The sequence below is a fragment of the Bradyrhizobium sp. SSBR45G genome (assembly GCF_030159255.1).
Classification (GTDB): domain Bacteria; phylum Pseudomonadota; class Alphaproteobacteria; order Rhizobiales; family Xanthobacteraceae; genus Bradyrhizobium.
Genome location: NZ_BSCT01000001.1, coordinates 55836 through 75783 on the forward strand (window position 1 = coordinate 55836; position 19948 = coordinate 75783).

22 protein-coding genes are annotated in these 19948 nt (G+C 67.1%); 8 read left to right on the forward strand and 14 right to left on the reverse strand.

Features of this window, described 5'->3' with window-relative positions; genetic code table 11:
- The first annotated feature begins 134 nt into the window (after positions 1 to 134).
- The 4 genes from QQL87_RS00290 (at position 135) to QQL87_RS00305 (ending at position 4703) form a co-directional block, all read left to right on the forward strand.
- Complete coding sequence (locus QQL87_RS00290; protein ID WP_284416369.1) at positions 135 to 1022, forward strand: LysR substrate-binding domain-containing protein; 888 nt, start codon at positions 135 to 137, stop codon at positions 1020 to 1022.
- A gap of 117 nt (positions 1023 to 1139) precedes the next feature.
- Complete coding sequence (gene gabT, locus QQL87_RS00295; RefSeq protein WP_284416368.1) at positions 1140 to 2432, forward strand: 4-aminobutyrate--2-oxoglutarate transaminase; 1293 nt, start codon at positions 1140 to 1142, stop codon at positions 2430 to 2432.
- A gap of 37 nt (positions 2433 to 2469) precedes the next feature.
- Positions 2470 to 3780 (forward strand): ArgE/DapE family deacylase, encoded by a 1311-nt coding sequence (locus QQL87_RS00300; RefSeq protein WP_284416367.1) that lies wholly within the window; start codon positions 2470 to 2472, stop codon positions 3778 to 3780.
- Positions 3777 to 4703 carry a 2-hydroxyacid dehydrogenase gene (locus tag QQL87_RS00305; protein ID WP_284416366.1) on the forward strand — a complete coding sequence of 309 codons (927 nt, stop codon included), beginning with the start codon at positions 3777 to 3779 and terminating at the stop codon, positions 4701 to 4703. Before QQL87_RS00300 ends, QQL87_RS00305 begins: the two co-directional genes overlap by 4 nt.
- A 46-nt stretch (positions 4704 to 4749) precedes the next feature.
- Here QQL87_RS00305 and QQL87_RS00310 read toward each other — a convergent pair whose 3' ends face one another.
- From QQL87_RS00310 to QQL87_RS00320, 3 genes are all read right to left on the reverse strand, one after another.
- Entirely contained in the window at positions 4750 to 5145 is a 396-nt protein-coding gene (locus QQL87_RS00310; protein WP_284416365.1) for a hypothetical protein, read from the reverse strand.
- Between the two features lie 116 nt (positions 5146 to 5261).
- Positions 5262 to 5423, reverse strand: coding sequence for a hypothetical protein (locus QQL87_RS00315; protein ID WP_284416364.1), 162 nt, complete (start codon positions 5421 to 5423; stop codon positions 5262 to 5264).
- Positions 5424 to 5436: 13 nt separating this feature from the next.
- On the reverse strand, positions 5437 to 5670 hold the full coding sequence (locus QQL87_RS00320) for a DUF6894 family protein (protein WP_284416363.1): 234 nt from the start codon (positions 5668 to 5670) through the stop codon (positions 5437 to 5439).
- A gap of 232 nt (positions 5671 to 5902) precedes the next feature.
- Between QQL87_RS00320 and QQL87_RS00325 the strand changes: the two genes are divergently transcribed.
- The 4 genes from QQL87_RS00325 to QQL87_RS00340 all read left to right on the forward strand — a co-directional run bounded on the left by QQL87_RS00325 (position 5903) and on the right by QQL87_RS00340 (position 8738).
- Complete coding sequence (locus QQL87_RS00325; RefSeq protein ID WP_284416454.1) at positions 5903 to 6085, forward strand: hypothetical protein; 183 nt, start codon at positions 5903 to 5905, stop codon at positions 6083 to 6085.
- A gap of 230 nt (positions 6086 to 6315) precedes the next feature.
- The gene (locus tag QQL87_RS00330) at positions 6316 to 7200 is read left to right on the forward strand and encodes a hypothetical protein (RefSeq protein ID WP_284416362.1); all 885 of its coding nucleotides are present in this window, start codon (positions 6316 to 6318) and stop codon (positions 7198 to 7200) included.
- Positions 7190 to 7591, forward strand: a complete 402-nt coding sequence (locus tag QQL87_RS00335; RefSeq protein WP_284416361.1) for a cytochrome C — start codon at positions 7190 to 7192, stop codon at positions 7589 to 7591. The genes QQL87_RS00330 and QQL87_RS00335 overlap by 11 nt, the downstream gene beginning before the upstream one ends.
- 310 nt (positions 7592 to 7901) lie before the next feature.
- The gene (locus tag QQL87_RS00340; RefSeq protein WP_284416360.1) at positions 7902 to 8738 is read left to right on the forward strand and encodes an HD domain-containing protein; all 837 of its coding nucleotides are present in this window, start codon (positions 7902 to 7904) and stop codon (positions 8736 to 8738) included.
- Between the two features lie 180 nt (positions 8739 to 8918).
- Here the strand turns inward: QQL87_RS00340 and QQL87_RS00345 are convergent, their stop codons facing one another.
- The 11 genes from QQL87_RS00345 to QQL87_RS00400 form a co-directional block, all read right to left on the reverse strand.
- Positions 8919 to 9593, reverse strand: coding sequence for an HAD family hydrolase (locus QQL87_RS00345; RefSeq protein WP_284416359.1), 675 nt, complete (start codon positions 9591 to 9593; stop codon positions 8919 to 8921).
- 185 nt (positions 9594 to 9778) lie between these two features.
- Positions 9779 to 10165, reverse strand: coding sequence for a hypothetical protein (locus tag QQL87_RS00350; protein ID WP_284416358.1), 387 nt, complete (start codon positions 10163 to 10165; stop codon positions 9779 to 9781).
- A 99-nt stretch (positions 10166 to 10264) separates the two neighbouring features.
- Positions 10265 to 10471, reverse strand: coding sequence for a hypothetical protein (locus tag QQL87_RS00355; RefSeq protein WP_284416357.1), 207 nt, complete (start codon positions 10469 to 10471; stop codon positions 10265 to 10267).
- Positions 10472 to 10602: 131 nt separating this feature from the next.
- Positions 10603 to 11499: a hypothetical protein gene (locus QQL87_RS00360; protein WP_284416356.1), complete on the reverse strand. Its 897-nt coding sequence runs from the start codon at positions 11497 to 11499 to the stop codon at positions 10603 to 10605.
- 497 nt (positions 11500 to 11996) lie between these two features.
- Positions 11997 to 14069 (reverse strand): PAS domain S-box protein, encoded by a 2073-nt coding sequence (locus tag QQL87_RS00365; protein ID WP_284416355.1) that lies wholly within the window; start codon positions 14067 to 14069, stop codon positions 11997 to 11999.
- 71 nt (positions 14070 to 14140) lie between these two features.
- Positions 14141 to 14878, reverse strand: coding sequence for a Crp/Fnr family transcriptional regulator (locus QQL87_RS00370; protein ID WP_284416354.1), 738 nt, complete (start codon positions 14876 to 14878; stop codon positions 14141 to 14143).
- Between the two features lie 539 nt (positions 14879 to 15417).
- Complete coding sequence (locus QQL87_RS00380; RefSeq protein ID WP_284416353.1) at positions 15418 to 15624, reverse strand: hypothetical protein; 207 nt, start codon at positions 15622 to 15624, stop codon at positions 15418 to 15420.
- 267 nt (positions 15625 to 15891) lie between these two features.
- On the reverse strand, positions 15892 to 16305 hold the full coding sequence (locus tag QQL87_RS00385; protein ID WP_284416352.1) for a Rieske (2Fe-2S) protein: 414 nt from the start codon (positions 16303 to 16305) through the stop codon (positions 15892 to 15894).
- On the reverse strand, positions 16302 to 17399 hold the full coding sequence (locus QQL87_RS00390; RefSeq protein ID WP_284416351.1) for an amidohydrolase family protein: 1098 nt from the start codon (positions 17397 to 17399) through the stop codon (positions 16302 to 16304). Before QQL87_RS00390 ends, QQL87_RS00385 begins: the two co-directional genes overlap by 4 nt.
- Positions 17396 to 18496 (reverse strand): amidohydrolase family protein, encoded by a 1101-nt coding sequence (locus tag QQL87_RS00395; RefSeq protein ID WP_284416350.1) that lies wholly within the window; start codon positions 18494 to 18496, stop codon positions 17396 to 17398. The genes QQL87_RS00390 and QQL87_RS00395 overlap by 4 nt, the downstream gene beginning before the upstream one ends.
- Before the next feature lie 46 nt (positions 18497 to 18542).
- Positions 18543 to 19925: an MFS transporter gene (locus tag QQL87_RS00400; RefSeq protein WP_284416349.1), complete on the reverse strand. Its 1383-nt coding sequence runs from the start codon at positions 19923 to 19925 to the stop codon at positions 18543 to 18545.
- Positions 19926 to 19948: the final 23 nt, after the last annotated feature.

Here is a 19948-nt window from a genome sequence, read left to right on the forward strand (position 1 = left end):
CCTGCTCGCGTTCGGTCACCGGACGTCGGCAGGGTGGCCGGTGTTCCGACATCAGCCGCGGACTCTCGGATCGTGGCGGTTCGCCAGCAGGCGAACGGGGGCGTGGGATCGCGCAGGTGGACCACTGTGCGAGCATGACGCGACCCCGATTGCCCTCTCTCATCGCGCTGCGCGCCTTCGAGGCGGTCGGGCGACGGGGCAGCGTGCGCGCCGCCGGCGACGAGCTCGCCGTCAGCCACACCGTGGTGTCGCGCCATCTGCAGAACCTGCAGCGCAGCCTCGGCGTTGCGCTGGTCCGCGCCGAGGGCCGCGGCCTCGCGCTCACCGAGCCCGGCCGGCAGTTTCACGCCGAGGTCACCCAGGCCTTCGACATCATCGCCCGCGCCACCACGGCGGTTCGACCTGTGGCGCGGCCGACCCTGAACATCTGGTGCATCCCGGGCCTCGCCAATCGGCGGCTGCTGGCGCGGCTGCCCGAGCTGAGCGGTCCGCCGCGCAACTGGGACATCAACTTGCAGCCGACGCTGTCGCATCCGGACCTGCTGCGCGGCGAGGCGGATGCCGAGATCGTCTATGCCGAGGCGATCGAACCCGGCGGCAGCTTGATGGCCGAGGCGCTGGTAAGACCGCGCGTGTTCCCGGTCGCGAGCCCGGCCTATCTGGCGCGCTTTCCCGCCATTGCGACACTCCCGGGTCTCGCCAAGGCCGCGCTGATCCACGAGGAGTCGACCGCGCAGTGGGAGCAGTGGTTCGAGCTGGCGGGATATCCGGAGCCGGTCACCTTGCGCGGACAGCGGCTGTGGCACGCGCATCTCGCGATCGAGGCCGCCCGTTTCGGGCAGGGCGTCGCGCTCGCCAACGAGGTGCTGGTTGCGGATGACATCCGCAGCGGTGCGCTGGTCGAGGTGATGCCGTCGTCCGTTCAGATGGGCGCCTATCAGCTCGTCGCGCTGCGCGAGCGCTGGGACGAGCCCGTCATCGTCGCGCTGCGGGCCTGGCTCAAGACGGTGCTGGCGCAGTAGGCGCCGTCGTCCCTCCGTCTGGTGCCTTGAAGTCACCTGTCGTGTGGAACAAGCTGATTGATCTCATCCGCCCGCTCCTTAGCCTGCCGTGCAGACATTGCTGCACGGAGTTGAGCCATGATTGCGCGAGGGGCGGGTGCGAACGAGGAACTGCTGGCGCGACGGCACGAGGCGGTCGTGAGGGGCGTGAGCTACGCGACGCCGCTGTTTGCCGACCGCGCTCTCAACAGCGAGGTCTGGGACGTCGAGGGCAAGCGCTACGTCGATTTCGCCGGCGGCATTGCCGTGCTCAACACCGGGCACTGCCATCCGCATGTGGTGGCGGCGATCCGCGCCCAGCTCGACCGCTTCACCCACACCTGCTTCCAGGTGCTGCAATATGAGCCCTATGTGCGCCTCACGGAGCGGCTCAACGCGCTGGCGCCGATCTCGGGCCCGGCCAAGTCGATCCTGCTGACGACAGGCGCGGAGGCGACCGAGAACGCCATCAAGATCGCGCGCGCCGCCACGGGCCGCAGCGGCATCATCGCCTTCACCGGCGCCTTCCATGGCCGGACCGCGCTCGCCAATGCGATGACCGGCAAGGTGATGCCGTACAAGAAGCATTTCGGGCCGCCGCTGCCGGGTGTGTGGCACGCGCCGTTCCCAATCGCCGGCAGCAACGTGTCGGTCGAGGACACGCTGTCCTACATCAACTTCATCTTCAAGGCGGACATCGACGCCTCGCAGGTCGCGGCCATCATCATCGAGCCGGTGCAGGGCGAGGGCGGTTTCCACCAGGCGCCGCCGGAGCTGATGCGCGGCCTGCGCCGGATCTGCGACGCCCAGGGCATCGTGCTGATCGCGGATGAAGTGCAGACCGGATTCGGCCGCACCGGCAAGATGTTCGCAATGGAGCATTACGACGTGCAGCCGGACGTCATCTGCGTCGCCAAGAGCCTCGCCGGCGGCATGCCGCTGTCGGGCGTGATCGGCCGCGCCGCGATCATGGATGCGGCCGAGCCGGGCGGCCTCGGCGGCACCTATGGCGGCAATCCGCTGGCCTGTGCGGCGGCGCTCGCCGTGCTCGACGTGTTCGAGCAGGAGAAGCTGCTCGACCGCGCCAACGCCATCGGAGACAGGCTGCGCGCCGCGATCACGCGCTTCGCCCGCGCCAACACTCTGGTTCCAGTTTCCGAGCCACGTGGTCCTGGCGCGATGGTTGCATTCGACATTCTCAGGCAGCGCGGCAGCGACGAGCCGGACGCTGACATGACCAAGCGCGTGACGCGGGTGGCCCATGAGAATGGTCTGATCCTGTTGTCCTGCGGCGTGACCGCGAGCACGATCCGAATCCTGGTGCCGCTCACCGCGTCGGACGAGATCGTGGACGAAGGGCTCGCGATCCTGGAGAAATGCCTGGCCGCCTGACGCGCGGCCGGGATGAGTGGGAAGGCTGGAGGCTTGCGTGACTGAAACTGCGGCGGCAGTGCCGAATGACGTGATGGAGCGGCTCGCCGCCGCTGTCGATGCCAACTTCGCGGCGCAGGTCGGCTTCCTGCAGCAACTGGTTCAGTTTCGCAGCCTGCGCGGTGAAGAAGCGCCGGTGCAGGACTGGCTGGCCGGCGAGTTCGAGAGCCGCGGCTACAAGGTCGATCGCTTCAGCCTCGAAGATGTCGACCTGATGCGCCATCCGAAGGCGGCGCCGATGGACACCATTGCGCTCGACGGCTCCAGACAGGTGGTGGCGACGCTCGATGGCGAAGGCAAGGGCCGCAGCCTGATCCTGCAGGGGCACATCGACGTCGTGCCGGAAGGACCGGGCGATCTCTGGAACGATCCGCCTTATGAGGCTGTCGTGCGCGACGGCTGGATGATCGGGCGCGGCGCGCAGGACATGAAGGCCGGCGTCTCCGCGATGATCTTCGCGCTCGACGCCATCAAGGCGGCCGGCTTCGTGCCGGACGGCCGCATTCACCTGGAGACAGTCACCGAGGAGGAGAGCACCGGCAACGGCGCGCTGTCGACGCTGATGCGCGGTTACAAGGCTGACGCATGCCTGATTCCGGAGCCGACCGGTCACACGCTGACGCGCGCCCAGGTCGGCGCGATCTGGTTCCGGCTGCGCGTGCGCGGCACGCCGGTGCATGTCGCCTATGCCGATACCGGCACCAACGCCATTCTCTCGGCGATGCATCTCATCCGTGCCTTCCAGGAGCACACGACAGAGATCAACGCACGCGCCAGGTCGAACGCCTGGTTCGCCGCGGTGAAGGATCCGATCAAGTTCAACGTCGGCATCATCAAGGGCGGCGACTGGGCGAGCTCGACGCCGGCCTGGTGCGACCTCGACTGCCGCCTCGGCGTGCTGCCCGGCGAGACGCCGGCGCAGGCGATGGTCGGCATCGCGGAGTGTCTCGCCAAGGCGCAGGCGACGGATCGTTTCCTGTCGGAGAATCCGGTCGAGCTGGTGTGGAGCGGTTTCCAGGCCGATCCGGCGGTGTGCGAGCCCGGCAGCGCCGCGGAGGCGGCCCTCGCCGAAGTACATGCGCGCGTGTTCGAGAAGCCGCTCGACGTGCGGCTGTCGACCGCCGTCAACGACACCCGCTACTACACGGTCGACTACGGCATTCCGGCGCTGTGCTACGGACCCTATGGCATCGGTCCGCACGCGTTCGACGAGCGCGTCGATCTCGACAGCGTGCGCAAGACCACGCTGTCGATCGCGATGTTCGTCGCGCAATGGTGCGGGCTGCGCAAGGGATCGACAAAGGCATGATCAGCATCGCGCTGCTCAGCCGTCCCGGCCTGATGGATCCGATGAAGGCGCTGCTCGCGCGCGAGCTGCCGGGCGTGACCGTGTCGTCATGGCCCGAGCCGGCGACGCGCGAGGCTGAGCTTGCGGTGTGCTGGAAGCCGGAGCCGGGAGCGCTCGCGGCGATGCCGAAGCTGAAGCTGATCCATTCGATCGCGGCCGGCGTCGACAACATCCTCTCCGATCCCACCTTGCCTGATGTGCCGCTATGCCGGATCGTCGATCCCGACATCACCTCGGCGATGACCGAGTTCGTGCTGTGGGCGACGCTGTATTTCCACCGCGACTTCGACCGTGTGATCAGCAACGCGCGTGACGGTCTGTGGCGCCGTTACGACCAGTACGCTGCAAAGGACCGTCGGGTCGGCATTCTCGGGCTCGGCGCACTCGGTACCGACGCTGCGCTCCGTCTCGTCGACCTTGGCTTTGCGGTGAGCGCGTGGTCGCGTTCGCCGAAGCAGCTTGCCGGCGTCACGACCTTCAGCGGCGCTGATGCGCTCGACGCGTTCCTGAGTGAGACGGATATCCTGGTCTCGCTGCTGCCGCTGACGCCGTCGACGGTCGGGCTGCTCGATGCGGCTCGTCTGAGCCGCTTGCCCAAGGGCGCCGCGCTGATCCTGTGCAGCCGCGGCGAGCACGTCGTGACGGACGACCTGGTGGGCCTCCTTCGCAGCGGTCACCTGCGCGGCGCCGTGCTCGACGTGTTCGAGCAGGAGCCGTTGCCGTCAGATCATCCGCTGTGGCGCGAGCCGGGCGTGCTCGTGACACCGCACATGGCAGCGATCGCATCGTGGGAGACGATCACGCTGCAGGTCGCCGACAATGCGCGACGGTTGCTGCGCGGCGAGCCGTTGTTGAACACCGTCGATCGCGCCCGCGGCTACTGAGCAGACCTGCGACCAAGCAGACCAGCCACCATGCAGATTTGCGCAACTATTCGAGCGTCTGCACCGGCGGGGCAACAGGTCCGCGCGGGGCGGGTGGCGCAGCGGCAGCCGTTCTCGGCTCCGATGGTCCGGTGCGCGGCGCTGACTGTGGCTGAGCGGAGTCGATCATCGCAGCCTGGCTGTCTCTGACCGGTCGCCGGACCTGCTGTGACCGGACCGCGCGCGAGCGGCGAAAGCCCCAGGAGCGCGCGATCGATGGGCCGGCGGTGTAGCCGACCACTGCACCGGCGACGGCGCCGACCGGGCCGAACACGACAGCGCCCGACAGCGCACCCAGTGCAGCATCACCGCCGCGGTGCTCATCGGCTTTCACTGAAGATGTCATCGCGCCGGCTGCCATGATCGCAACTGCAAGCGCCGTTGTGGCCAGCATTCTGGTCATGCGATGTCCCCTTCGTCTCACCGGTGCCGAAATGAAGGACAAATGTGGCGAGAAGAATGCGAGCGGGGACGACATGGTGCGCTGGGATGCCGCGCGTTCAGGACGAGCGGTGACAATCAGCTCTGCGTCACGCGACGGGTTCCATGCTTGGCGCGCCATTTCGGTCCGGGGCCGCGCATGTAGTGGCGCTCGGGACGGTAGGGATCGCTGACCAGCGCGAAGAGGCTCTTCCAACGATCGCGCAGGGCAGCCAGACGGCGGCTTCCGGACATGAACATCCTGACCTCGACGTCAATGCATGGGTCCGAGAACGGACGAAAACGGCACGGCAAAGATCTCCTCGTCGAGGTCGTCGGCGACGTGAAGGACCCAGTCGCGCCAGTCCTCCTCGCTCTCCGCCGAAATCAGCTCGTGCATCACGCGCGTGGCGTGATCGCGGGCTTCGGAAAGATCGAGGACGGCGGTTCCGCGCCGGTCAATCAGGATCTCGTCGTCGTTGGAGCAATGAAAGAAGACCTGCGTCATGCCACGCCCCTCAGCCACCATCGAAGAATCTCACCCACAAGTAACAGCGCAGGCGCCCGTGCGGAATTACGATTGAGCCCGTAAGGTAAATTACGGGCGCAGTGTGGCCTTTTGGAACCGCATCGGCCGTGACCGGAATCACACAAATCGTGAGATCTGTCCGGGAATCTGGAACTCCTCGCGCAAGGATTGGTTAACGGCGCATTCCAGTGCGATAGGAGCCCCGCGCATGATGTCGGAAACCCAGGTTCATGCGATCGCCCGCCAGATGCTCGAGATGCAGGGTGCCGCCGCGATCGCGAAGGTCGTGCAGAAGGCGCAGCAATGCGAGACCGGCGGCGACGCCGAGGATGCCAGGGAATGGCGCCACATTGCGGACGCCATGAGGATCATGCGCGGGCCGCGCCAGAGCTGACGGGCGAATTCGCTTTTTCGGAAGTCAGGGACGCCGCTGAGACTGGACGCCGGGAGATGCACCCGACTCTGCTGCGCGGACGCGCCGCCCCGGTTCCAGTCAAGAGGGGACGCGCGCATTCTCATCCTGGTTTCCGACCCAATTTGCACGCAAGATTCAGGCAATGATTCGGCAGCGGATTCGCCGTTGACCACCGTCGTCGGCGCGACCGCCGTCCAGGGATTATTGCCATGGTCTTTTTCAAGCGTGAGCTGAGCCCGGTCGAAATCTTCGAGCGCGCGCTGAAGGACAAGCAGGCTGCAAAGCAGCGACTCGCGCAACGGCTGCGCGTGGCCGAGCAGGCGCTGGAAGAGAAGCGGGTTGCCGCCGAGCGGCTCGCCAAGGCGGGCGCGAGCAACGGCCAACTCGACCGCGTCGAAGCGAAGATGCAGGCGGTCGAGCACAAGGCCAAGGTGCTGCGCGCGGCCGTCTCCGAATGCGACGAGCAGATCATCCTCGCGGAGCGCGCCTTTGCCGACGCCGTCGCGCAGCGTGATCGCGACCGGGCCGCCAATGACATCGAGGCGGTGGCCTCGGCGATCGAGCTGGCCGTTCCGCGCTTCGAGATCGGCGCGGCCGCACTCGTCGATGCTGTCACGCGCGGCCGCGCCGCCTTGAGCGAAGCCAGCCGTTTCGCGACCGATGTCGACGACATCCGGCGCGAGGTGCTCTCGGCTGCGGAGCTGATCTGCTGGGAATTGCGCGCCGCCGCGACGCGCACGCGTGCCGGCAACATCAACGTGGCCCTGCTGGCACCTCCCGAGGTCAGGCAGCTGCCGGCTCCCGAGACCGACCGTCAGATGATCTACACCCTCAGTCCGCTGACCTGGCGCGAGGGCGAGGAGGTGAAGCGCGTGGCCGCGTTCACCATGACGGCGCTGCCCAAGGCGCTGCTGCCGCTCGCGCTGGCCCACCAGCATGTCGACTATCTGAATGCCCGGCGGGTGCAGACGCTCATGCATGTCCATGGCAGCGGGCCGCAGCAGAGCGAGCCGTTGCCGGACGATCCGGCTCTGGTCGATCTCGACGCGCTGGGCGCGCCGGCCGAGGAGACACCGCGCGCCGATGTCGCCTGAGCGTTGCGAGCGGGCAGGGGCGCCACCGCGCCGGGCCGGCGCGGCGATGGGGCTCGGATCAGCCGCGGCGTTGCTGCTGATGCTGGCCAACAGCGCAAGCGCCGAAAACCTCGATGCCGGAAAATCCGGCGCGCGGCTGTTTGCCGACAGTTGTGCGGCCTGTCACCGCTCGGCGCGCGGCCTCGCCAAGGGACGCTTCCGCCTGACGCTCTATCTGTTCCTGCAGCAGCATTACACGAGCAGCGCCGACTCGGCATCGGCGCTGAGCACCTATCTGCAGTCGGTCGATGCGCCGGCCGGGTTGCCGGGGCGCAAGGTGAAGCCGACGCGCCGATTGCAGCAGGGTGAGCCACGGCCACCGCGGCCGCCGCTGCCCGTCCGCGGTCGTTAGAGCTTTCCGGAGGCTGCTCGCATGCCGCGCGGGTTCGTCGCGCTGCACGGCAGCGCGAACTGATGGACGCGTGGGGGCCAGCGCCCGCAATTTACCGGGCGTCGTCATCCGGGTGTGGCCGACCCCTGCAACCTGGGCTATGCTTCTCGACCGAGGCGGTGGATACGGCCTGACGGACCCGACCTGACTCGTCCGACATCGAGTCCTGTCCCGCGCCGTGACGTGCCGTGATGCGTCTTGCTGAATCGTGTTTTGCCGTGTCGTGTTTTTTGGCGTTGTGTCTTGAGCTGTCTGAGGCGGGGCGGCAGCGATGATGACCTTACCGGAGCTCGCAGCAGCGGCATTGGAGCGTTTTCTCAGCTCCTATATGCGCCGGCGGTTCGGATCCTCCCACACCCAGCTGTCGGAGACGCTCCCGGCGGCTGCGCGCACGGCGCTCGAATGCATCGGCAACAGCGATGCGCTCTATCACAACGTCGAGCACACCTTGCTGGTGACGCTCGCAGGCCATGAGATCCTGCGCGGGCGCGCACTCCATAGCCACATGACCGCGGACGATTACGTCCACGTGATCATGGCGTGTCTGCTCCACGACATCGGCTATGTGCGCGGCCTGTTCAAGGAGGACGACGGCGACGGCTTCGTCGTCGATCGCGGCGGCCGCAAGGTCTGCCTGCCGCGCGGCTCCTCCGACGCAAGCCTGATGCCGTATCACGTCGACCGCTCCAAGCTGTACGTGATCAACCGCATCGAAGGCATGGCGCCGCTCGACAAGGACCGCATCGCGCGCGCCATCGAGGGCACGCGCTTTCCGCCGCTCGCCGGCCAGCAGTTCGACGAGGAGCAGTCGATCGTGCGCGCCGCCGACCTGATCGGACAGCTCGGCGATCCCAACTACATCCGCAAGGCCAACGCGCTGTATCACGAGTTCGAGGAGGTCGGCATCAACCGGCAGCTCGGCTACGGCTCGCCCGCCGACATCGTCAATCGCTATCCGCAGTTCTATTGGAACAGCGTCGCGCCGCACATCCAGACCGAGATCCGCTATCTCAACATGACCTCGACCGGGCGGCAGTGGATCGCCAATCTCTACGCCAACGTGTTCCGTGCCGAGCGCGACATCTCGCTGTCCGGCCCGCAGAACTGATGAGCCCGGCGCGCTGACCCGGACGGTTGATCCGACTCCGTCACAACCACCATCATTCCGGGGCAACACCGCAGGCCTTGAACACGGAATCTCGATATCGTCTTGCGTCCATTCCGAATGGTCTTTGGACTCGGTTGACGGCGGAAACACAACGGCTCGGCTCCGTCTGATACAGTCGGACTAACGCCGGCCGCCGACCTCGTCGATATGGTCGAGCAGATCGGCCGGATCCTCGTAGACGCGAATGGCGCCGGACTGCCGCAACTCCTCCGAGCCGTAGCCGCCGCTCAGCAGGCCGACGCCGAGCGCGCGGCAGCGCGTCGCCGCCAGCATGTCCCAGATGCTGTCGCCGACCACGACCGCGCGCTCGATCGGCATATCCAGACGCGCGGCGGCGGCCAGGAACAGGTCGGGATCGGGCTTGGCAAAGCGGACCTCGTCGCGGGTCACGACCGCGCTCTGCCGGGGATCGACGCCGAGGGCGGCGAGATTGACGGCGGCGGTCTCCATGCGGCCGCTGGTTGCGATCGCCCAGGGGATGCCGGCATCGGTCAGGAAGGCCAGCAGCTCGCGGGCGCCGGGAAGCGGGCGGACCTGCTGTCCCAGCCCCTGATAGGCGGCCGCATGCGCGCGCCTGAGCCGCTCGATCCGCTCCGGCTCCATGGCACAGCCGGTCTCGCGCAGCAGCTGGTTGGTGAACAGCCCTCCGCTCATGCCGATCTTGCGATGGATGCGCCAGACCGACAGCTCGATGCTCTCGGCATCGAGCGCCGTCTTCCACGCCAGCACATGCTGATAGACGCTGTCGACCAGCGTGCCGTCGAGGTCGAACAGAAAGGCGGTTTCGATGCGCATGGTTTGCTCCGAGGCCCTGATGATGGCCGAGAGCCAAGCGGCTGCGGCCGTTCGGGTTCCTTCCCCGGTGAGCGATCGCGCTTCAAGCGTCGGGAACGCCGTCTTCGGGTTCCCGATGCGCCAGGCTGGTGGGACTTGACGCGCCCGCACAAAGCGGGCCCGTCAGCCCTTCCGTGGCCGTCGGCTCAGCCTTTGGGACGAATGAAGCCGGCGAGGGTCTTCTTGTGCTCCTCGCACCAGTTCGTCATGCCGAGGCGGCGCTGGTCCATGTCGATGGCCTGCGTGGCCACCGCGACTTCGGCCATCAGGTCATCGTCCTGCTTCTCGCCCATCTTGCCGCCCGTGTGCAAATAGGCGATCGCCTTGCGGACCTTTTCCGTGGTGCCGTCGGGCATCTGCATGTCCTGCGCCTTCTGGACCAGATCCTGATAGACGACGTCGATCCCGGGACATTCGACCTTGGTGGCAAAGGCCTCCAGCACCATGGTCGTATAGACATGGCGCGGCTCGGCATGGACCGGAACCACGGCGGCGGCCGTCAGTACGGCCGCAATGGTCAACTTCAAACGCATACGCAGTAATCCTCCCGCTTGTTTTCAGGGAGGCTAGCGTCTGACCGCAACGCGATCAACAACGAGGGCAGTGCAACAGGACGATTTGATCGCGCGCCGCTATTTGTTCAGCCGGCGCTCCTGCTCCTTGAGCAGCAGGTCCAGATCCTCGCTCTGCTGAGCCAGCCGGTCGGCGTTGCGCTCCTCGTCGGCGGCGCCGGACTGCGAGGCGGCCTGCTCGGTGATCTGGCGGATGTTGTCGCGCAGGATCGCGATGCGGTCGGCGAGTTCGGCGTCGGACAGGATGGTCGGATCGGTCAGGCTCATGATCCCCTCGCACATGCGCTCATTGGCCTGCTCCTTAGCTCGGAAAGCCGCGCCGGGACAAGTGTCTCGCGGCGCGCCGTCACGCGCAGCCCGCTGAGGCGATGCACGCCCTGTGGCGGCCGGCCGCGCCTTCAGCGCACCGGCATCGGCGGTCGGACGACCGGCTGGTCCGGATCGGTAGCGGCGGGAGCGGAGGGCAGGGCCATCGGCGCCGGCGGCGGTGGCACCATGGCGGCCGTCGCCGGGGCCGGCGGCCGGGGCCGGTGCGGCACCGGCAGTCCCGGCTGTGCCGGTGTCACGGCAGCCGTCGCAGGACGCGGGGCGGGCCGCTGCCGCGAGATCGTCTGTCCGATGGCTTGCGGATCGAACGGCCGCGCTTCGGCCGTCCGCTCGCTGGGCCTGTCGCTGGGCTTGGCTTCCGCCACGCGCGCCATCTCGCGGGCCATCTGATCCTGGCCTGATTTGAGCTGGGCGAGGCTCGTCTTCAGCTCGGTGATCTGCTGGTTCAGGGCGGCGAGGTCATGGGCCATGGATTGCAGCAGCTGCGCCTGCTCCTGCGACGCGCCGGCGCCGAGCGCACCCGTCGCGGGCTCCTGCGCCGGAGATGCTGCGGCCGCAGCCGTCTCCTGCGTCGACGACGCGGCCGGCTGCGCGCCATCCTTGTCGGCGTTCGACACCAGCGAGATCCGCGGCATCCAGTGCGCGACCACCTCCTGGGCCTGGTCGCCATAGCTCTGCCAGGCGGCTGCGGCGACGGCACTGCCGACCGCGAACAGCACGGCCAGTACGGTGCGCAGCACCCAGGTGCCGAGTGTCGTGCGTCCCCCGGCTGCGGCGAGGTCACCGCCGGCCGTCGCCTGCGTTCTGAACTCGGGATCAATCTTGGGCGAGGGGACATCCGGCGGCCGTTGCGCGCTGCGCCGGTCGGCGTCGACGGCCGCTCGATCGCCACGGGCCGCCAGCACGATCTCGGGGTCGATCACGGCGTGGGGCTGCTGATCGCTGTCTTTCGTCGTCGTTGCAAGCATTGACGCTCCGTCCTCCGTTTCGTCCGCCTCATCGGCGGCGCTCGGCTCCGTCCCGATGTCTCCTACCAACGCATCGTCGTACTAACGTCCGTCGTACCAACGTCCCGTGGCAGAAGCCTTCGTCGCAGCAACGTCTCGTGGCGCCCACATCGGATGGCGAGGTCATCTGCTGACGACGACGTCACGCGACGCTCGGCCCGCGGGCCGCTTCAGAACAGAACCTGGATACTGTGTCCCGCGTGCGCAGGCATCTGCATGTGCACGGTGTTGGTCGTGGCTCGATGCTCCGGAACGTCCCATCATCGTTCCGCCACATCGCGGCTCGGCTGATTCCTTCGCGTCCTCCGCAGTCTCTGCCATATCAGGCCAAACCAAGGCAAAGGCATGGCAGCCTTGCGCGCGACCATCCGGCCGCAGAGCGAGCATACTCCCAATGAGCGGAGAAGGCTACGCCGATGGTATTACCGGCCCGCTCGGCCATTGTTGCCCACGATGCCTCACTGCTTGACGATCTCATCGGCAGGCAGCCACATCTCGCAGCGCAGACCGCTCGGCTCGAAACGTCTGATGACGCGCGCGCCGACCTCGTAGGGAAGCATCTGCTCGAGCAGCACCGTTCCGAAGCCGTGCCGGTGCGCGCCGAGCGCATGGCCCGAGAGGCCGGTCTCGATCCAATCGATGACGAGCCAGCGGATCGCCTCGTGCTCGTCGAGCCGCCACGCGATGCTGATGAATCCGCGCGGCACGGTCAGCGCGCCGAATTTCAGCGCGTTGGTCGCGAGCTCATGCATCGCCAGCCCGATGCTCTCGGCCGCTTTCGCCTTGATCCGCACCCGCGGGCCCGACAGCGAGAACTGCCGATCCTCGCGCGCGGCGCCGGCGCGCAACTCATCGGCGATCAGCTCGGCAAGATCGAAGCCGGCGAGCGGATCGCGCGTGACGACGGCCTGGATGCGCGACAGCGCCGCGATGCGGCCCTCGAGATGGCTCGCGAAATCCTCGACGCTCTCGCTGGAGTCGCCGGTGCGGCGGATGATCGAGCGGATCACCGCGAGCAGGTTGCGCACGCGGTGCTGCAGCTCGGCGTGCAGGAACTTCTGGTGCTCGGTGGCCTCGACCACGGCGGTGATGTCCTGGGTGATGCCGCCGATTCGCTGCACCCGCCCGGCGGCATCGACCATCGGGAAACTACGGATACGCAGCCAGCGGAGCGCGCCGTCGGTCTGCCTGATGATGCGGAAATCGGAGCTGTCGCGCTCGCCCCGCCGCGCGCATTCGAGACCCTCGATGACACCAGGCCGATCCTCCGGCAGCATCAGCTCGGTCCAAGGCGCGAGATGATCGCCCTGCAGCACCGCGCTCCGCGGCACGCCATAGATCGTTTCGAAGGCGGGGCTGAGATACTCCCAGCGCAGGCTGTCGGCGTCACGGATCCACAACACGTCCGAGGATGCCTCGCCGAACTGGCGGAAGCGCGCTTCGCTGTCGCGCAGCGCGGCTTCGGTCCGCTTGCGGTCGTCGATGTTCATCGCCAGCTCGACCAGCGTGCCGTCGCCGATGTCGCGGCCGGCGAACATCATCCAGGCCCGCTCCCCGTTCTTGCGGAAGTATTGCTTTTCATAAGGACCGATCCGTCCCGTGCGTTGCAGATGCGCGATCTGGGACGTCGAGCTCTCGAGCCACTCCGGCGGCGTCAGGCTCTTCCATGTGAGATGACGGCTTCGCACCTCCTCGCGCGAATAGCCGGTCATGTCGAGGAAGGCGTCGTTGGCATCGATCAGCACGCCCTCGGCATGATCGAAGAACAGCACGCCGACCGAGTCGATCTCCAGCAGCCGGCGCAGCCGATGCGCGCTCGAGCCCATGCTGGTGTCGCGAGGATCTGCAGGCACCGGCGGTGCATCCACGCGCAGCACGCTGCAGCTCAGCTGCGCGGCGAGATCGGGATCCGATTGCGTGAGCGCGAGCAGGTCGGGATCGATCGCCAGTTCGGGATGCGCCGCGGCCCAGAAATGCACCATGCGCAGATAGGCCAGGAACGCCGCCAGCAGCTCGAACCTGGCGTCGCCGAGCGCATGACGGATCGCCAGCCGGGAGCGAGCGGCCACAGCGCTCGGCAGGAACAGCGCCGCCGCAGCCGTGAACAGGTCGGCCTCGCTCTCGCTGCGCGGCTCGGGGATTTCCCGCGGCGCTGTCATCGCCTCGAGGCGGTCGAGGGCCGCGGCGACATCTGCGCCGTCGATGAGCGGAAGCGAGAGCAACTGGCGGGCCTGGTCAATCGTCTCCGGGCGGCACGCCGGATCGCCTCCAGGCCAGCCAAGCCCGACCAGGAAGCCGAAATGGCGCATCAGGCAATGGGACGAGCCGGCGAGGCGCGAGAGATGGACAGCGAGCCGCTCCTTGAACAAGGCGGGCAATGGCGCATCGAGATAGGCGCATTTCGCGACCTGCCACAACTGCCGGGTCGTCTCCGGAGCCGATGGGTGCGCCCGGAACAGATTGGGCATCAGCCCGAGGCGATGCACGATCTCCTGCTCAAAAGCTTCGTCGCCCATGCCCTGTTCGACCATTGCCGTTCTCCGGCACAATGCCCGAGCCGGTCGGCCTGGCGCAAGGCGCAGACGCCGGTGCAGGGAACGCCTCACTCATTGGCATCGAGCTGACGACCTTCACGGTCCAAATGCAAGTAATTCGCATTGAACAGGCCGGCGCTCATGAGGCGATCGAGGTCGGGCAGCACCAGCATCTTGCCCTTCAGCACGATCAGGTCGCCCGCGCGCAGCTCCTGGAGCGTCCGGTTGACATGGACCTTCGACAGCCCGGTCGCCTCGGCGAGGTCGGCCTGCGTGAGCGGAAAGCTGCAGCCGTTGTCGTCGGCGAGGCCGGCGAGCCGCAGCCGGAAGAACAGCTCGCACAACAGATGCGCCATGCGCTCGGAGGCGGTGCGCTGTCCGAGGTTCATGGTCCATTCGCGCTGGATCGCGGCATTCACCAGCGTCTCCCACCAGAACGCCGTGGCGATGCGCGGATATCCGGCGGAGATCTCGTCGAAGAATTCGCGCGACAGATCGGCAATCGACACGGACGTGATCGTGCCGATCGAGTGGTCCATCTCACGCAGGATGAAGATATTGAGGTCGCAGATGTCGCCGGGCAGGAAGAACGAGACGATCTGGCGGCGGCCATCCTCGAGCTGCTTGTAGCGGCAGGCCCAGCCGTTGAGGATCAGATGGACGTCCTTCGGTTTCTCGCCCTCGCGCGCGATGTCCGTCCGCGGCGCAAACGTCCTGACCCGCTGCGCGGCAGCGCGGTTGAGCATCAAACGGTCGGCCGCCGAGAGACGGACGAAGTTCTCGAGCTTGCGGATGAGATGACTCAAGGACCGGTTCCCCCCCCGCCGGGCTTATAGGGGTTCCACGTGGTGCGACTACAATAACTTATGTTAGCATGATACCTCGTTAGCTGCGCATCTTTTTGCAGGAGCGACGAAACATCGAGACGCCGGCGAATGGCCGTCTGGGCTCGTGCAACGGCCTCCGCGAGGGCGGCCCCTGCATGGCGCGCCGTCGCAGGGCGTCGGCCGGAGTCGCGCTGTTCTGATTATTGTCGAAGGAGAAGGACTGGTTGCCGTTGCGTCGATCACGCGCTGATGCGCCTGGCCCGCGCCTGCAGCGTGGCGACCGGGTTGTCATCCTTGTCGCGACGGCCTAAGCGCGCGGCCGCGCACATACGCGACATCAGCCGTGCGTTGCCACGGTGCCGGCGCATCGTGATGATCCGACAGGCAGAGGGCGACTTTCGCCTGACGCAGAGACCATGATGCGGGGACCCTGATATGCCGTGGTTCCGCGCACAGGCGAGGCGGATGTCAGGCTCGGCGCAATCCGACAGGGATGCCGGCTGAACGCCAATCGACCATCAACGGTCGGCGGCCTGCATGATCGGCGCACTCAGCAGCTCGTTGATGTGTGCGGCCGTTTCGGCCTGGAGGGCCTTTCTCAGCAGCAATTCGCGCTCCGGGCCGGCCGGCAACAGCTTGGCTGCGTTGCGTGCGTCCGTCGCAGCCTGTTGCAGACGGTCTGCAAAGGAGATGGTCTGTTTGCGCCGGGGTCTCTTGAGCGTCATGGCGAGCTCCTGTTCCTCTTAGCAGGAGCCTGCTACCAGAGCCGTGTCGTGTCGCTAACACACTTTAACATGAAGGAATGACGATCAGTGGATGGCGCGGGATTCGCGGTTGTCGCGCGCCGCCGATGAGTTGTTCGATCGTTCGAGTCAGCGCCGGAGAACGAGGACGGGTTCGATAATCTCTGCCGGCCCGGCGAGACGCGCTCGGCCGGACGTAAGACCAACGGGAGGGGGCGCATCTGCTCCAGAGCGGCGCGGCTGGACGCCTCAGAGCTCGATGATGATGTAGTCGTTCTCGACGACGACCGGATAGCGCTCGGCGATGTAGGGGCCTTTGACCAGGGTCTCGCCGGCTTCCCGTTTGACATCGTAGTTGCGCAGTCGCGTCGTGCCCGGGTCGCACCAGGACTGTCCGGTGGACAGCTCGAACTCCCAGCCGTGCCACGGGCAGCGCAGGAACTCGCCGTCGCGTTCGAGGCGATAGTCGCCGGGACCGGAGGATTGTGCGATGCCGGTGATGACACCGTTGCAGATCCGGGCGCCGCCATGGGGGCAGCGGTTCAGCAGCGCATGCAGCCGGCCGTCGACGTTGAACAAGGCGACCTCGCGGCCGTCGACGAATGCGGTGCGGCGCGTGCCCGGCGGCAGCTCATCGGCCGAGCAGACGACATGGCGGCTCATGACAGGCGGTACAATGCCATCGCATTGTCCCTGAAGATCTTGCGGCGCTGGGCGTCGGTCATCGGGAATTTGAAGGCGAAGCTGGGATTGTCGTAGTCCCAATGCGGGTAGTCGGACGAATAGAGCAGGCGGCCCCAGCCGATCCAGTCGATGATTTCAGTGAGATGCCGGGCCTGCTCGGGCTCCTCGATCGGCTGCGTCGTCCACCAAACATGCTGGCGCAGATAGTCCGACGGACGCTGCTTCAGATGCGGTACCTCCTTTCGGAACCTGTCGAAATGCTTGTCCATGCGCCAGGCGAGCGCCGGCGCCCAGGCGAAGCCGCCTTCGACCAGCACGACCTTCAGGCCCGGGAAGCGCTCGAACACACCGCCGATGATGAAGCTCGCAGCGAGCGATTCCATGCAGGCGACGAAGACGTAGTGCTCCTGCAGATAATAGGTCGGCCAGCCCGAGCCGGTCGACGGATGGCCGCCATTGTAACCGACCGGATGCAGGCCGATCGGTAGGCCGGCCCGCTCCGCCGCAGCGTAGATCGGCCAGTAGCGCGGATGTCCGAGCGGATCCGACGGTCGCGACGACAGCATGATCTGGACATAGCGGCGGTCGGCGGCGCAGCGCTCGATCTCGGCCACCGCGGCCTCGGGAAATTCCTGCGGCACGACGATGCCGGCGCGCAGCCGCGGCTCCTGCCGCACCCAATGGTCGATCTGCCAGTCATTGGTGGCGCGCGACATCGCGGCAGCGAAGTCGGGATTGCGCTCCTCCATGCCGCCCTTGCTGAGCGCCATCAGCAGCCCGAACTCGACGTTGACGGGATCGAGATGCTGCTTGCGCAGCATGTCGAGATCCGATCCTGCGGGGCCGCTGGCGGGCAGCGCGTCCGCGCGCATGCCGGCGGCCATCATCCGCGGATACATCAAGGTGCTCGACAGCGCCTGCCGCACATGCACGCCGTAGGTCTGGTAGTGCTCGCGCCAGCGCGGCGCGAGATAGGGCAGCAGCTCGCCCGGCGTGCGATGAGCGGGATGAATATCGCAGTCGACAACCGCGAGGGTCTGCCGCGCCTTGACCTCCTGGAATGGTGCATTCATCGGATCGTCTCCTCGATCGCGGCCGCGCCGCCGATCGCCTCCTGCGCGAGGCGCGGATAGGTCGCGAGCGCATTGTCGATCAGCGTCTTCCTGAGCGTGGCAGGCGACAGCCCCTCAGGCAGCACGTCGTCGGCCTCGAACTGCCAGTGCGGATAGTCGGTCGAGAACAGCAGCATGTCGTCGGAGCCGATGCGCGCGATGGTCGCCGCCACGGCCGCCGCGTCGGGCGCGTCGAACGGCTGGGTGGTCAGCCGGAGATGCTCGCGGATGATCTCGGACGGCCAGCGGTCGACCCAGGGCGTTTCGGGACGGGCGCCGCGCCAGGTCTTGTCGGTGCGCCACATCGTCACCGGCAGCCAGCTGACGCCGGATTCCAGGAAGACGAATTTCAGCCGCGGGAAGCGCTGGAACACGCCTTCGGCAATCAGGCTCACAGTCTGGTTCTCGAAGGCCTGCGCCTGCGCGACATAGTCCTCGAACTGATAGCAGGGCCAGCCGACGATGGTCGGCGCATAGCGATAGGTGCTGCCGGCATGCACCGCGATGACCAGCCCATGGCGCTCGGCGGCGGCGTAGATCGGGAAGAACTCGCGGCGGCCGAGTGGCCGCTCGCCCATCGCCAGCATCAGGACCTGCACGAAACGTCCATCGGAAGCGAGCCGCTCGACCTCCGCAACCGCCTGCGAAACATCCTGCGGATGGATCAGGATCGAGCCGCGCAGCCGCGGCTCGCGCTCGAGCCATTCGACGCGCAGCCAGTCGTTGACGGCGCGGCACAGCGCCGCGGCCATGTCGTCATTGTGAAGCGCGACGGCGCCATGGATGATGTTGGCGATCGCGAAGCTCAGGCCGAAGGCGTCGAGCGCCTGCGTTTGCACCGTCTCCAGCGCGGTCGCGGCCGGCGCTGCGCGCCAGTCGGCGCGCTGGCTGATCGGCGCATTCGGCGGATAGCTCATCATCGCGAACGGCATGCGGTCGATGGCGCGGTTGATGATCTGGTCGCGCCAGAAGTCGTCGAGATGGGGCAGCAGCTGCGCGATGGTCGGTGCGGGCAGATGGAGATCGCAATCGATTGCGCCAGCGTAAGGCAATTTCATCGTCGGCTCCGTGGCTCTCGAATGGCGTCGGTGCGGGCGTCAGCTGTCAGGCCGGCGCGGCCTGATCGACCTTGTCCGGCTCCGCAGCCGCGATCGTCCGACGCCGCTGCGACAGCCCGAGCATCAGCACGCAGCTCGCCATCACCAGCGGCGGCAGCGCCGCGAGCAGAAACAGGTTCGACGCCGGCAGATGACGTGCGATCAGCAGCCCGGCGATCAGCGGTCCGCCGATCGATCCGATCTTGGCGACCGACAGGGCCCAGCCCACCGCGGTCGTCCGATTGGCGCTCGGATAGAATTGCCCGACGGCGCTGTTCAGGCCCTGATGGCCGCCGACAACGAAGAAGCCGACGCACATCATGGCCACGAGGAATCCCACATCGCTGAAGCCGGCAACGCCGAGCGAGGCGACCAGTGGGCAGGCGATCATCGGCACCGCGGCGATCGCGATCACGCCGTAGCGGTCGAGCACGATTCCGGCGAGCAACGCGCCGACCGCGCCGCCGAGGCTGAACATCGACAGCCCGAACGCCGCCTGCGCCGGCGTGTAGCCCGAGGCTTCGGCCAGGATCGGCGTCCAGCTGTTGAGGAAGAACATGGTCACCGAGCTGGCGATATAGGCGACCCACAGCAGCGGCGTGATGATCGCAAGCCTGCCGTCGAACAGAGCCGTCAGGCGCGCGAGCGGGCCGCTACCGGCCGGGCTCGGCTCCTCCTGGACGATGAAGCGGCTGGTCGGCTGGGCGCCGAGACCGGGCGCGATGCTGTTGACGATGCGCGCAACCTCGTCGGGCTGCCTGCCCTGCACAACGAGGTATTTGATCGACTCCGGCAGGATGAAGAAGCAGATGACGGCAGCGATCAGCGGCAGCACGCCGCCGATCCAGAACACGATCGGCCAGCCGAACTGCGGCACCAGCCACGCTGCGATCAGTCCACCGGCGCTGCCGCCTCCGACATAGCCGAGCATGATGATCGCGACCGCGGTGCCGCGATAGCGGCTGGGCACATATTCGAGATTGAGCGCGTAGCACAGCGGGGCGAGGCCGCCGATACCGATGCCGGCGAGGAAGCGAAGCGCGATGAGCACGTTCAGATCGCGGGCCCAGACCGTCAGCAGGCTGAAGCCGCCGAAGGTCAGGGTGGCCACGACGATGGCGAGGCGCCGCCCGATGCGGTCGCCGAGATAGCCCAAGATCAGGCCGCCGACGAGAATGCCGAAGATCCCGGCGCTGAAGACCACTCCGAGCGTCGCCTTGTCGATGCCCCAGCTGCGAATGATGGACGGCGCCGCGAACGCCATCGCATGCAGATCATAGCCGTCGAGGCACATGATCACGGTGGAGAGGATCATGACTTTGAGCACCAGGCCGTTGCGGCGCTGGCGCTCGATGACGTCGCTGACGTCAATGACGGCCGTGGCGCTCATGGTCGCTCCTTCCCCTCGCCCTT